Source organism: Shewanella scandinavica (assembly GCF_031932065.1).
Taxonomy (GTDB): Bacteria; Pseudomonadota; Gammaproteobacteria; order Enterobacterales; family Shewanellaceae; genus Shewanella; species Shewanella baltica.
In genome coordinates this window covers 123,853-137,192 of the sequence record NZ_JAUOES010000005.1, presented here as the reverse complement: position 1 = coordinate 137,192, position 13,340 = coordinate 123,853, and the positions used below count along the sequence as shown (strand labels likewise).

The window sequence follows — 13,340 nt, the reverse complement described above, 5'->3', positions numbered from 1 at the left end:
TGGAAGAGTTAAATTTTTAGCGGCGATAAAGGCCGCTTTTTTGAGTTAGCGGGGTAAAATAGCCCAATATTGACTTAAGCCTCCTCTGTGATGAGTGAAACTGTGCGGCTGAAACGGCTAACTTGAGCGACCGTTTGTGTGGCTGATAGCGTTGAAAACGAGCTAAAGATGGGCTAGGAGTTGCACTAAATATTGCGTTGTAGATTTCGCCACTTATTTTGCTACTGATTTTTTGCTGGCATTGGCTCTAAGGCGTGATATAGCACTGCTCCGACTATATAAGATGGCTAATGAGTCAGATAGTAGTCAGCCAAGATAATAGTGACCCCAGACAACAGTGAACCCAAATAAATGAACTCACATAAATGAATCCTGAACAGAATGCCGCTAAGTGCTCTCCTGAAAGCCAGCCAATGATAACTCATCAGCCACAGAGCTTTGTACAGCTAGGCTCTCGAATGACCGACTCTCTAGCATCTAGCAAAAACGGCGTGAATGTGGATCTATTTTTTATTCCACTGAGCGATATTTCATTGCCGCAAATATCACTCGCCGAGTCTTGGTTAAGTGAGGATGAACTGGCAAAGGTTGCGCGTTATCGCGATCCCAAGGCGCAAATGAAGGGATTACAGGTCAGGGCAGCGTTGCGGGCCGTGTTATCTCACTATGCAGATTTATCGCCACAGGAGTGGTGTTTCGAATATGGCGCTAGGGGTAAACCGAGCTTAACGACGGCATTACGGCAGCAAACTGGGCTTGAGTTTAACCTAAGCCATAGCGGCGATTGGTTATTGATTGGTGTGGCTCAGTTTCATGGCGTTGAGTCTGGTTTATTTGGGGTCGATATTGAAAGATCGCGGCCGAAGACGGATATCTATCCAATCCTAAATCATTATTTTTCTCCCCAAGAAACGTCAGCCTTGCTCGCTCTCGCCGATGAAGCGGGTCAGCGGCAGCGCTTTTTCGATTTATGGGCGCTAAAGGAGTCCTATATCAAGGCGACAGGTCTCGGCTTAGCGCAGTCGCTTAAATCCTTCGCCTTTGAGCTAAAGCCGTTTGAGCAATTGGCGGCAGAATCGCTTGAGTTATCATGCCAAGATGCCGGATTGAGGCAAGCCTGCAGCGTAGCTTCAATGCTTAATGTTTATCCACATATTCCATTACAAGTCCCGCTACAAATTCCAATACACACACTGGATTTAGCAGACCCTATGCATTGGCAGGCACATTTTGGTCGTTTGACCGAGGAGTATCGCTTTGCCATTAGCCTAGCGCATGCCGGTAACGCCAGTATTCCTTTAACGTTAACCGCACAGCTGAGCAGTATAGAGTACTTACTTGTTGCTGATTAACGACGAAAGTGCGTGTTTTTTTCACGCCAGTAAACTCAGATAAACCGCTGAAGTTCGCGATCGCATTTAGCCATGGTTCTTTCTCCGTCTTATCTTACTATCAACTTTTATTCATCTTCGGTTAAACATTGCTGGGTATAGTCACACCGATAATATTTTGAATTTGAATGGATTAAATGAGGTTTAGTAATGAAACGGATTAAGTGCATGTTACCGGCTACTATGCTGGTGATGTTATCTGGTTGTGGTTATTTTGGTGGCGATGAAAAGCAACAATTAGAGCAGGCTTGGTTAGCCCAAGATCCACAATTGCAGCAAGTGGTTGAGCAAATTCGTGCTAATGGCTTAGATGTTGTGGCCCAAAGCGCAGCGGCGGGCACAGTTTCGGCCTGCGTGGCTGAAAAACTGAGCCAAGATCCGCTTGGCAAGTTAGTGAATGTTGAAGGCTCGCTGGTGGAGTCGGCCAAGGTGGCAGAATTGCTGGGTGACTTACAGAAAGTGATGGAACAAGACATCAGTTTTGATCAGGTCGCGAGCTTGCTGCAAAAAGGCGCCGATGCGGCGGCCTATGCTAAAAGTCTCATCGAGCAACAAGGTTTAGATCAAGCCTTACAAAGCCTTAAGCAAATGGCGACCGCGAGCGAGCAATTTGCCCAGCAAGATTTAGGCGCACATTTCCAGCAATTATTACTTGAGTGTAAAACTGTAGCGCCAACTCCAACGCCAGCCCCTGCGAACTAATTCTACTTTCTGAACTCACAACATCATCCTGAATCTGCTTGGCATGATGCCAATCCCCCAGTGTTAGAGGCGTTCAAGGTGAATATACGTTAGTCCGTTTTCCCATAAAAAAAGCCCTGAAGCTTCAGGGCGTTGATGTCATTATTTCGCGCTAGGTAGCGGGACGATTTCAAAGTTTTCATCAAATTTTACTAAGGTCGACGCTATTTTACTGAAGGCCGCTTTATCGCCCTCGAGTTTGGCCGTGCCGTTGGCAAGTAAGTCTTTGAGGGTCACTTTGCCGAGTAAAATCCCGGTAATGTAGCGCTTATCAATATAAAGATTGGTGTCGGCCTCCATTGGTTTATCAACCTTAATATTGCTTAAGTTACCGTTGCTTAGCTCGACGTAGAGTGTGTCTTTGGTATCGGGGTTAATCACATTAAGCCTGATCAGTCCAAGTTCTGCGGCCTTGATGCTATCGACTTTTACGGCTAGGAAGTCAAACAGAGTCGAGATCTCCATTTCACCTAAAATATCTGCCGATGCCGATTTGGGCGCGCCGGGTTGGATCCCTACGCGTAACTCTTGGGCGCCGGTAAGATAAATGTTACGCCAGCCTGCGCCTTCGGCTTGGTAGCCCAGTTGCTCATAGGTATCGGCAAGTAATTGTCTGGCCTTTTCGTTATCGGGTTCTGCCATGATCACTTTATTCAGTGCCGTCGCCACGAAACGGTATTCACCTTGGGCATAGTCGGCTTTGGCATGTTTAACCACGGCTTTAGCACCGCCCATATACTCGACAAATTTCTTCGCTTCATCTTTAGTCGGTAGCGGGTTTAAGTTGGCTGGATTCATATCGAAATAGCCTAAATACATGTTGTACACGGCTTTCGCATTATGGCTGTAGGTGCCATGGTAACCATTGGTATACCAAGTATCGCGCACCGCCTTAGGGATTGTGGTTTGAATAGCATCGCCAATATCTTGAATACCCACGCCATTATTGGCTAGACGCAGGGTTTGATTATGCACTAGGCCATAGTTATCCCTTTGCATTCTGAGGTAAGCATTCACATCCGCATTGCCAAAGACGGGCGCCGAGTGGGCCTCAAAAAGTACCTGCGCATCATCGCCAAAGCGTGTCAGCAATGCATTGATATCCTTTGACCATTTGATGGCGTCACGGACTTTTGCACCGCGCAAGGTGTAAATGTTGTGCATGCCATGGTAGGTGAGTTCACCCGTCCACAGGGCTTTCATTGAGGGAATGTAGGTGGCCATTTCCGAGGCGGCTTCTGTGCCTGAGGCATCCATAAACACCATGTCGACACCATCAATGGTGAGTGTTTCCCACTTATTTTTGCCGTTTAAGGTGACATCGGGTTTAACGTAGGTCACTTCGCCTTTGGATAACCCCTTGGCGAGTGCGGCATCGACAATGCCTTGATCGTTTCGTTCTAACGTTGCGCCGTATTGATAGGCGGCGCGGCGGCTCATGGCATTACCGGCGAGAACGTTTTCGTCGACAATTTCTTTGGTAATGTTATTTGAACCATAGACTTTGACCTTAGGGTACATGTCTTTGATTGCACGGGAACCGCCAAAATGGTCCGCATGACTGTGGGAATAAATCATCGCCACCACAGGTAAGTCATTACCCTCAGGCAAGTTTTTTAGCGCAAACTCTAGGGATAACTTTGCCGCTTCTTTGGTGAGCAGCACGTCATAAAGGATCCACCCCGTTTTACCGCGGATAAGCGTTAAGTTCGACAAGTCAGTGCCGCGAACTTGATAAATGCCATCTGTGACCTTGTATAAGCCGTTAGACACCATATTCAACTGAGCTTGGCGATAGAGTGAGGGATTGACTGTGTCTGGGGTTTTGTCGCCGATAAAGCTGAATTCGGTGCGTAAAATGGAGGCAGTTGGTTCATCGAGTTCGGCGATGAGATTCTTAGAAAACTCTTCAAAGGCTTTTTTATCGGTGTAATTTAGAGTGGCTGCTGTGGCCTTGTTGACCTCAGCGGTTTGCTGGGTCGCAGGCTTTCCCTGATAGTGCAGACTGATATGTTCATGCTCGTGTTCTGCCGCCGAAGCGCTGAGGGAGAACGTTGCGATAATACTCAATGTCATCAAAGATTTTTGCATAATTTTACCTACAGATAGGAGAGATTGTGTCGTTGATGGTTTGAGTATAGACAGCTTGTGTATTTAGATAACTCGCGTTAGCTTGGGTTGTAATATTCATATTGTGAATGAGTGGTTTCCTTTATGCCGACACAAAAGCCGTTAGATTTAAACTTATTGCGGGTGTTTATGGTGGTTTACCGTACTCGTTCATTCACGCAAGCGGCTGAAGAGTTGGACTTAACTCAGTCTTCAGTCAGTAACGCGATCAGTCGATTCAGGGTATGGGTCGGGGAGTCACTGTTCAATCGGGTTGGGCGGGGAATTGAACCGACGGCGGTGGCGCGGGAAATGTACCGTAAGTTTGAGCAGCCAATGGCAGATATCGAAACTGTATTGCTGGGGTTTGAGCATTTTGATCCAAAGTGCAGTCAGCGACGCTTCTATGTATATGCCAATGAGTCGGTTATCGAAGCACTGCAAACCGGTGTGCAGGCGTTATTACAGGATGCGGATATTGAAGTGATTTTCCGGGAATCACCGCCACAGGAGGCTGATTTATATCGCGATATCTTGCTTGAGCGAGTCGCTGTGGCGATAGACATTAAACCCGCGCAGCAAAGTTTGCTCTCGAGCAAATTACTCTTCACCGAAACCTTAGTGTGTATCGTCAGTCGGCAACATCCTCGGATTCAAGGCGCCATTACCCATGAGCAGTATTTTGAGGAGAAACACGTCTTTTTGAATATGCGGCGTTTTAATCTTACTGCGGGGGATTTGTTTACCGAAGGCGTCTTGCCTAGACGCAAGATGTATAGTGAGCAGTCATCTTTATTGAGTATGTTTGCTACCGTAGGCAAAAGTGAGGCGATAGGCATAGCGCCTTTGCGGTACGCCAGTCAGTACGCCGAGATGTTCGGCATCCAAATTTTACCTATGCCACTGAAAACAAGACCCATTGATTTGTATATGGTGTGGAGCAGTAAATACACCCAAAACCCGAGTCATCAATGGCTACGAAGCTTATTGCTCGATGCCAGTGCGAGCACAGTCAATGAAAAAGCTCTGAATCTTGTTAGCAACTAGGGCTAGCGATTCAGAGCTTAGTTTCGGTATGTAACCTTGGTTTTTGCTCAGTTCTAAACCTTAGTTCGTAATCTGATACTCGAACGAACGTTAATTACTGCCTTGCGAGTCTGTGGCTTTCGCCAGGTTGCTCGAAGTCACTGCGATACGGGTTGATATCTAAACCGCCGCGGCGCGTATAGCGGGCGTAAACGGTCAATTTAGTGCAATGACAGAAACGCTTCAAATCGACAAAAATTCGCTCGACACATTGCTCGTGGAACTCGTTATGTTGGCGGAAAGAAATCAAATAGCGCAGCAGTTTCTCGCGATCGATTTTAGGCCCTTGATAACGGATCATCACGCTGCCCCAGTCGGGTTGCGAAGTGATCAAACAGTTGGATTTCAGCAGGTTTGAATTAAGCGTTTCCGCGACCGTTTGCTTATCGTCCGTGCTGTTTTTCAAGTAATCAGGATTAAAACTATAATCGCTGACTTCAATATCGAGATCGTCAATACACGTGCCTGGTAACTCGATAATACGCTGAATGCCAAAGCTTTTTGGTTCGATGATTTTAACGCTAATATCACCTTGAGCACATTGGCTTAAGTCTGCGACTAAGGTCTTTTGCAGTGAATCTATGCTATCGAACTTGGTTTGATTAAAGCTATTGAGATACAGTTTGAACGATTTCGACTCAATCAGGTTCAGGCTTTCATAGCTTAAATGAAATTCAGCTATGGCCACCATAGGCTTACCTTTAGCATTTAACCAAGACAGCTCATAACCCGTCCAGATATCGGCACCATGAAACGGTAACGTCCCAGTGAGTGCAATAGCATTACGGTTTAGTGAGCGTGGAACCCCTTGCAGCAGCGACGCATCATACTCGGCTTGATAGTCTGTGGCTTTACCTAAAGTCAGGCCAACAAGCGCTTGCGCATCACTATAGGGATCGTGATTCTGTGTCATCAATACTGTTTCCATGTCAAAATAGGCGCACATTATACCTGAAATTGGATTGTGCTTAAGTGTCTTGTCTGCCCGCACTCGATAAATTTTTGCAAAACTACCATCAAGCTTACCTAACGAGTTTAGGTGAACTACCGCGTTATTACCCACAGGGTGAGCCTTCTGTGTGTATTCAAGGCGAATTTCATGCTGATCTTGATCAAGCCGTTTCTTGGCAGCCGGTTAAACGCGAAGTCGAAGGCAGTTTTGCCAATGTTGAGCATGCGCTTGAGTTGACTTTATGGCCAGAAATCAATCATTTTTACGGTCAGTATTTTTCTGCACCGTTATTGTTCGACTCAGAATGGGGCACGGGTGAGTTACTGCAAGTGTGGAATGAGGATGATTTTACCTGCCTGCAGCAAAACCTGATCGGTCATCTGATGATGAAGAAAAAGCTCAAGCAGTCACCGACGTGGTTCATTGGCCTATTAGATGAGGGCGATAAAATGCTCACCATCAATAACAGTGATGGCAGCGTGTGGATTGAAATCCCTGGTGAAGTGCAATCAGCGCAATTGGCCTCGAGTTTGACTGCGTTTATCGAAGCAATATCGCCACGGATAGCACCGCCCGTTAAACATGAAGAACTGCCGATGCCTGCATTAGAACATCCTGGGATTTTTGCCAGCTTTAAACGTATGTGGCAAAACCTCTTCGGTAAACGCTAGTTGGCGGGAGCTTGACGCTATCTTGCGGCGAGCTCTCAGCCTTCTACAACGTTTAGCCAGAGTGTGAATGCTCTACCACACTGAGTTTGAGCGTGAACGCTCAACCTAAGCATGGCTTATCTTAGGTTGAGGTCTACAGCGAGATAAGATGATGTTACTGATGATCCCAAGACAGATTCGATACTATGCGGCAAGGCTCGCAGCGAAAGTGGAACATATCCAATAAAGGTTCATCGAGTTTCCAATCATGACTGCCACAACGTGGGCAAGGTCGCGCCATTTCGGAGGCCAAATCTTGGCCGCCGACGCGGTATAAGTAGTAATAGGTCGGAATTTTAGTGAGATATTCGATACGGCCGCGCAAATCCCAACCTCTGCGAAATAAATCACTGTCTGGACTCGATAATTCCTCAAGTGCGGCAAATTCTGCTTTGGTGGCCGCCGCCATTTGTAACTCGTCACAGGCTTGCCATTCGCTCTGCCAACGGATAATGCGTTTGTGATCGCCATTAAAGGTTGCTGGAAGTCGATATAAGGGAATCGGCAGTAGATTATCGCCGCTGCGCAGGGGCGAGCACATGTGTACAAAGCTGGTATACAGCAGTTGCCAGCTCGGTGTGTCGGTATTGCTGACCTCAGAATTAATGTCCTGACCGATAAACTTTTCCCGCGGCGCGAGTAGCTTAGCGTCGGTTAACTCTGCTAATGCTTTTTTGACCCAAGGGCTGTGATATTTATGCGCTAAACTGCTTTTCTCTGGCATCAGTAAACGCACTCTAAACTCACCGTCATTAAAGGCGACCGCAAATTCTCGCCCTAAGATTTGGCCATTAGCTCGATAGGCTTCAAGGAGCTGATTAATGGCTTTTTCGGCGGCAGAGATAGTGGTGTCGGCGAAGCATTCAAAACGCAGTTCAGTGACAAACATTAAGCGGTTTTTCCTTGGGATTCTAATAAGTTGATGCGTTGTTTTAGTTCAAGCAGCTCATTTTTTAATTGCATTATTTCTGCTTTTTGCTGCTCAGCATGACGTTCAAAATATGTCTGTTGTATCTGCAGGCGATCGGCAAGCAGCGCAAGCGTCAAGGTATCGTTAGTTGCAGCGGCTTCGATTGTCGGGCTGATGGCTTGTAACTCGGCTAAACGCTCGCGATCTGCCTTAGGCATAGATTTAAATTGCTGTAAGCCTTGGATCAATATAGGTAAAGGTAGGCTACTACCTAAACGGGTTTTAATTAAGGCAAGGCTCGGTACTTTACCGCAGGCTTCGAGCGAACGTGCGGCCGCTAATACTTGGTCAAGGGGACTCATAATTAGCAAAATTCCTTAATTTGTTGAATTGTTTAAACCAATTTTAAAATAATAATTAATTTTTTTCATTTAAAAACAGTGTGTTGTCTTGTGGCATTTATTTTGCTTATTGTCCAGCCGAAATACCATTTTTTAAGCTTCAATAATAATTACACAGGATGTCACATGATGAACCATAAATTGAATAACAAACTTATCGCCATCACGTTTTTAGGGCTCGCAAGCTTAGGTCTTAGCGGCTGCGTGGTCAATGTCGGTGATGGAGAATCGGGCTGGGATAGCAGCGAATCTTGGGAGAAAGTGCAGGATAAAAATCGCACTAACTTAACCAAACTGAGCTTAGGCATGCCTAAAGACCAAGTGATGATCTTAATGGGCACCGCTGATTTTAGTGAAGCCTATATTCAACAAAGTGCTCAACAAGGTGAAGCCAATAATGAAGTCTTAGTGTTGTTTTATCGTACCCAGCGTAATAATGGCGATGGAAAAACCACTAAGGATGAATGCACGCCTATCGTGCTGAGCAACAATGCCTTAGTGGGTTGGGGTGAAACGGCTTACGGTAAAATCTGAACCAACGAGTCTTATCTTTTACGTAGCTGAGTGTCTAATTGCTCAATGGGCTCAGTCCAGAGGGCATCGGCTTCTAAACCTTCAATGATAAAGCTCTTTTGGGCAGGGGTCCAAAAGAGCGCTTGGCTTAAATGGATGTGATGGTCGATATCATGGGTTGCAATAAATTGCGCTATGGCTTCATCGCTACTGTCTAAACCGAGTTGCTCGAATAAGTGGCTTAAGTCTACTGGCGTAGTATCCATCATTATTTCCTTTTCAGTATAGTGCCTTCGTTTAGAGTAAACGCCTGATTGAAAAATGCAATCTATGATTAAAATTTGCACTTTTCTGTTTCCTTGGTAAATTGATTGTTACTCATAAAAGTGTGAGCTAAGTCAAGGAATACTAATAATGGATAATGAGACCTTGGAAGACTGCCGTGCAGTCTATTTGACCGCGGAAGACTTACGCATTGCCGCTTCTATCCTCTACAACGCTTACCATGATGACCCTTTTTTTGTCGATTCACTTTTTACCTCAGATAAAGCCGCTTACGAGCAAAAACTGCGCGCCGCGATCCGCGAAGAACTCAATACGTTATGGCAACAAAAACAAGCACTCATAGGTTTGTTCGACCATGAAAGACTGGTTGGTTTAGCCTGTGTGGTAACGCAAGAAGTGCCTTTGGGAGAAGGGCGTTACTGGCATTGGCGCTTAAAAATGTTGTTAGGTACGGGCTGGCAATCAACCCAAGCTTTGATGAAAAAAGAGTCCAGTATTGTCGAACTCTTACCCAGTAAGCACTGTGGTATTTTGCAGTTTATTGCCCTTGCACCGAACGAGCAGCATAAAGGACTCGGACATAAGATAGTGCAAGCTGTGGTGAGTTGGTGTGATGAACAGCCGGATTTGGATGGTATTGGCGTGTTTGTCGCTCAGGAGAGCCATCTGCAACTGTTTACTCAGCATGGCTTTGTTTCTTTAGGCGAGCTCAATATCGGCAGTGTCCATGGCCAGTTATTATTCTATTCGGTGCAACAAGATGACTCACTCTTATAAACGGTTCGCCGATTTTTATCCTTTCTATTTATCCCAGCACCAGCACCCGACTTGCCGGCAATTGCACTTTGTTGGCAGTTGTTTAGTCTTGCTGCTGATTGGCATTGCCTTGGTTTCACAAGCCTGGTGGCTATGTTGGTTTATTCCGCTCGTTGGCTACGGTTTTGCGTGGGTGGGACACTTTGTATTTGAGAAGAATCGACCCGCGACATTTCAGTATCCCTTTTACAGTTTGATGGCAGATTGGGTGATGTTTGCTCAGATGATCCGCAGCATTTTTAAGCGTTAAAAAAGCCGCCCGAGTGAGATGCCCATACCCGTGTGAGAGATCGCTTACAAACGCTGTAGGACATAATGTTTTCTTTTTGATTGTTTTTTGTTCTCCTCGGTTTAATTTTCAATTAAATCATTAGTTTGTGTTTATCTTTCTCCTGTTCGGTCGTAATTTCTTTTGTAGTCCGTTCTTTGAGCCGAACAAAAAAGTCATGGTTAACGTAGAATTCACTCATGGCCAAAGCAAATGGATAGCAAGGAAAGCGAAACAGGCCAAAGGGACGCAAGAAGCAACGAATTAAGATTTCATGGTTGAAATCGCTGACGGTAGGAAAACTGTCATTCGCCTAGGATAGGCTAAGGAAAAGCAGGATTGCTTTTCAAGGATGATTAGAGACAGTGAGTCGTATCGTCAGGATGATGAATTTCAGGAAGAATACAGGACACGCTTAAGGATTAAGCATGAACTCGAGACAGGATGTGTCGAGACAAGGATAAAGTATAAGGGTGAACAGCTTGTACTACTCTATGGAAGACAAATTTTTGCAGGATGCAATAGGAAGAAGTCATAGGAAGTGACAGGCTCTGTAAAATGGATTTACAGGTCAAAGGACTGAGTGTTATCTCACGCAAGTTTGATACACAGGGACGAAAAGGAATTACAGGGACGACGCAGGACGCAAGCAAACGCATGGATGGTGCAGGGAGCACAAATCGAGCAGGACGGCTTACAAAGGATAAATGGGGCGCACTTTAGTTGCGCCCTTTTCTTTGGTTCATTTTCAGCATTAATCTCGCTTTGCCAAGCTATAAAGCTATTCACACAGATTTTATCTTAACTCTGCTTAAAGACTTCTCACCGCAAAGCATGTTTACCAGTCTTACTTCTCTTATTGCCCAATGATTTACTCTCTGAGTTGACAGTGTCTTGGTTATGCACGAATGCTTGTCGAATTTTGAGCGATAGTGGTTTATGCATAAGTCCTTCAGGGGAGAACATCTAGCGCTTTGCTTACTTTTGATTCGAATTGCCATCCTCCGTGTAAGAGATCTCTCACAAGTATGTAAGTAATTTGTAAGTTAAAGGGGGGGGTATATCTTGGATTTGGTTATTATTTTTATTTATATCAGCCGGTTAGTCTATTTTTTCATCAGTTAAGCTCACTATTTTCGTTAACATTTTAAATAATCCGCAATGAGTACTTTTGTTGGTTGGCGTAGAATTCATCTTGTAGAAGGAATTACGGGCAACAGGATGTTGGCGATCAGGATGATCGAACAGTGACTAAGGAATGTGACTTAAGGAATGATAGGGATATAGGCCTTTCAGGATGAAAGAGAGCCAATACCAAGGAAGGGAGACTATCAAGGATTGATAGACTCATTGCATAGGATGGCAATGGCACATGGAGTGCAATTGAATGGATGCAATACCCGTTTCATGGATGATGATGGAACCGCTCAGGAAAGAGCAAGCTTGGGACTGGATGACCAAGAGATAGGGAAGTACATGAGTACAGGGACCTCAAGGATTGAGCAGGGATGAAGCAGGACGCAGATTGACGCATGGATGGTGCAGGGAGCACAAAAATAGCGGGATAGCTTAACAGAGAATAGGAGGGCGTGGCTTTAGGGCCGCGCCCTTTCTTTTTTTATTTTTATAGCGAGTTATTTTGTAGCACCAGAGAATGACTGATTATTCTCTATTCTGGCGAACAGCTTATTTGGGCATCATAGTCGATAAAACTTAATGACACTTGCCTGAGCTACAGCCGCTTTGCGTACCACAACCGCCAAATTTCCCCTGTGCTGTCGGCGCTTCTTGCCATTCGGGCTCTGGGAAGATAGGCCATTCTATTTTTTGAATTTTCTTACCTTGCATCCAAATATGGCCACTGTACTGGTTAATACCGTCAGTGCTGAATTCAAATAAATATTTCGCTTTCCAACAAATCCCCGTGGTGCCGCCAATACTTGGGCGGGCGGTTTCCATTGCTATGGCTAACAGTTGCACTTTTTGTCGCCAACATTCTTTTTCGGCAAAAATGCGGCTCAACTCTGCCATTTGGCGTAACTGCCAAAAAAATGCGGCAATCACGACGAGGCCAATAATTAACAGTAAATCTGACATCATTTGCTTGCTGCCTTAAACAAACCACCTATGGCTTGTGATAGTTGAACGCTTCGATTGGGGTTTCTTAATTCGCCTAGTAGTTGATTGCGCAAACTAGGGATAGCCACAATATCAGCAAAGACCTGATTAAAAAAGGCTTGGGGCTGCAGTGCTAGGGCTTCTAAGTAAAGACTGCGACTTGAATCTTGTTTTAATACCGACCAGTTACGTCCGGCAATACTGATGAGGGCATTGGTATCTAAAGAGGCTTGGCCGTGTAGATGCTCAAACGCTTGTTGGCTGTGTTTGGCGCTAGAAGCCAAAGCCCGAAGGAAATAGGCTTGGTGCTCTGGGGCTGCATCTTGAAGTTTTGCGAGAATTTTATCGGCGAGTGTGTCGCTAATCAGTAAGTGCTCAAGGCACTGACATAGGGCGATTTGCACTTCGATGGCGGCGGTGTCAAAACTCGATACTAAGTGCTGCTCATGATCAAATTCATTTGCGCGCGCGCACACATCGGCTATGCCTTGCATCCCAATATGTTGCCATTGAGCTGGGGCAACTTGGCCTGACAAATACTGCACGGCAAATTCGTATTGCGATGACGCGCGTTGGCCGAGTTGTTTACGAACAAGCGCGTTGAATACGGCGAGTTTTTCTTGGCTTGGCTTGAAGTTAAACGGATTATTCGCGAGTCGTTCTTGCTGCTCATCACTGAGTGGCTGAGTGGGATCTTGCCCTAATGCCGCTAATATCATTTCGATAAATTGTGAGCGCGGTGCAGGCGACAGTAATCCTTGCTCATCTAACGCCAACTTTAGAAACCAAATAAAGTGTTGCTGGCTCGCATCCCAAAAGACGATAGCAAATTGCGCATGTCCTTGAATGGGGTAAGGATAAGGGGTAGCGAGAGATTCTATTTGGTGAAATGCGAGCATATCAATATGTTGCACCCTACGGCCAAGATCATACACTTGGAACTGGGTTTTGGCTGTGGTTAAAAACTGGCTTAAAGTTGTAATTTCAGTCATTTGGCTGCCATATCAATCAAAGAGGCTCAATAAATTGGCGCCATTATA

At 45.5% G+C, this 13,340-nt stretch carries 14 protein-coding genes; 7 read left to right on the top strand and 7 right to left on the bottom strand.

Features of this window, described 5'->3' with window-relative positions; genetic code table 11:
• Window positions 1-458: 458 nt before the first annotated feature.
• Together Q4Q50_RS05725 and Q4Q50_RS05720 are read left to right on the top strand one after the other, a co-directional pair.
• Window positions 459-1,352 (top strand): 4'-phosphopantetheinyl transferase family protein, encoded by an 894-nt coding sequence (locus tag Q4Q50_RS05725; protein WP_311898782.1) that lies wholly within the window; start codon window positions 459-461, stop codon window positions 1,350-1,352.
• A 189-nt stretch (window positions 1,353-1,541) separates the two neighbouring features.
• Entirely contained in the window at window positions 1,542-2,093 is a 552-nt protein-coding gene (locus Q4Q50_RS05720; RefSeq protein ID WP_115335147.1) for a hypothetical protein, read from the top strand.
• A 141-nt stretch (window positions 2,094-2,234) separates the two neighbouring features.
• On the opposite strand, the gene Q4Q50_RS05715 is transcribed toward Q4Q50_RS05720, so the two are convergent.
• Window positions 2,235-4,223 carry an alkyl/aryl-sulfatase gene (locus tag Q4Q50_RS05715; protein WP_311898780.1) on the bottom strand — a complete coding sequence of 663 codons (1,989 nt, stop codon included), beginning with the start codon at window positions 4,221-4,223 and terminating at the stop codon, window positions 2,235-2,237.
• A 123-nt stretch (window positions 4,224-4,346) separates the two neighbouring features.
• On the opposite strand from Q4Q50_RS05715, the gene Q4Q50_RS05710 reads away from it, so the two are divergent.
• Window positions 4,347-5,288, top strand: coding sequence for a LysR family transcriptional regulator (locus tag Q4Q50_RS05710; RefSeq protein ID WP_311898777.1), 942 nt, complete (start codon window positions 4,347-4,349; stop codon window positions 5,286-5,288).
• Window positions 5,289-5,382: 94 nt separating this feature from the next.
• Here Q4Q50_RS05710 and queF read toward each other — a convergent pair whose 3' ends face one another.
• Entirely contained in the window at window positions 5,383-6,240 is an 858-nt protein-coding gene (queF, locus tag Q4Q50_RS05705; protein ID WP_311898774.1) for an NADPH-dependent 7-cyano-7-deazaguanine reductase QueF, read from the bottom strand.
• A 59-nt stretch (window positions 6,241-6,299) separates the two neighbouring features.
• Between queF and syd the strand changes: the two genes are divergently transcribed.
• Window positions 6,300-6,950, top strand: coding sequence for a SecY-interacting protein (syd, locus tag Q4Q50_RS05700; protein ID WP_311898773.1), 651 nt, complete (start codon window positions 6,300-6,302; stop codon window positions 6,948-6,950).
• A gap of 154 nt (window positions 6,951-7,104) precedes the next feature.
• On the opposite strand, the gene Q4Q50_RS05695 is transcribed toward syd, so the two are convergent.
• Together Q4Q50_RS05695 and Q4Q50_RS05690 are read right to left on the bottom strand one after the other, a co-directional pair.
• Window positions 7,105-7,878, bottom strand: coding sequence for a Zn-ribbon-containing protein (locus Q4Q50_RS05695; RefSeq protein ID WP_311889265.1), 774 nt, complete (start codon window positions 7,876-7,878; stop codon window positions 7,105-7,107).
• Window positions 7,878-8,261 carry a hypothetical protein gene (locus tag Q4Q50_RS05690; protein ID WP_311898772.1) on the bottom strand — a complete coding sequence of 128 codons (384 nt, stop codon included), beginning with the start codon at window positions 8,259-8,261 and terminating at the stop codon, window positions 7,878-7,880. The genes Q4Q50_RS05695 and Q4Q50_RS05690 overlap by 1 nt, the downstream gene beginning before the upstream one ends.
• 165 nt (window positions 8,262-8,426) lie before the next feature.
• On the opposite strand from Q4Q50_RS05690, the gene Q4Q50_RS05685 reads away from it, so the two are divergent.
• Window positions 8,427-8,834: a DUF3192 domain-containing protein gene (locus Q4Q50_RS05685; protein ID WP_311898770.1), complete on the top strand. Its 408-nt coding sequence runs from the start codon at window positions 8,427-8,429 to the stop codon at window positions 8,832-8,834.
• An 11-nt stretch (window positions 8,835-8,845) separates the two neighbouring features.
• Here Q4Q50_RS05685 and Q4Q50_RS05680 read toward each other — a convergent pair whose 3' ends face one another.
• Complete coding sequence (locus tag Q4Q50_RS05680) at window positions 8,846-9,079, bottom strand: DUF2789 domain-containing protein (protein ID WP_311898769.1); 234 nt, start codon at window positions 9,077-9,079, stop codon at window positions 8,846-8,848.
• Between the two features lie 148 nt (window positions 9,080-9,227).
• On the opposite strand from Q4Q50_RS05680, the gene Q4Q50_RS05675 reads away from it, so the two are divergent.
• Window positions 9,228-9,875, top strand: coding sequence for a GNAT family N-acetyltransferase (locus Q4Q50_RS05675; protein WP_311898767.1), 648 nt, complete (start codon window positions 9,228-9,230; stop codon window positions 9,873-9,875).
• Window positions 9,859-10,164 (top strand): Mpo1-like protein, encoded by a 306-nt coding sequence (locus Q4Q50_RS05670; protein WP_311898765.1) that lies wholly within the window; start codon window positions 9,859-9,861, stop codon window positions 10,162-10,164. The genes Q4Q50_RS05675 and Q4Q50_RS05670 overlap by 17 nt, the downstream gene beginning before the upstream one ends.
• Window positions 10,165-11,895: 1,731 nt before the next feature.
• Here Q4Q50_RS05670 and Q4Q50_RS05665 read toward each other — a convergent pair.
• Entirely contained in the window at window positions 11,896-12,282 is a 387-nt protein-coding gene (locus Q4Q50_RS05665) for a DUF3301 domain-containing protein (RefSeq protein WP_006080967.1), read from the bottom strand.
• On the bottom strand, window positions 12,279-13,292 hold the full coding sequence (locus Q4Q50_RS05660; protein ID WP_107402276.1) for a DUF3549 family protein: 1,014 nt from the start codon (window positions 13,290-13,292) through the stop codon (window positions 12,279-12,281). Before Q4Q50_RS05660 ends, Q4Q50_RS05665 begins: the two co-directional genes overlap by 4 nt.
• Window positions 13,293-13,340: the final 48 nt, after the last annotated feature.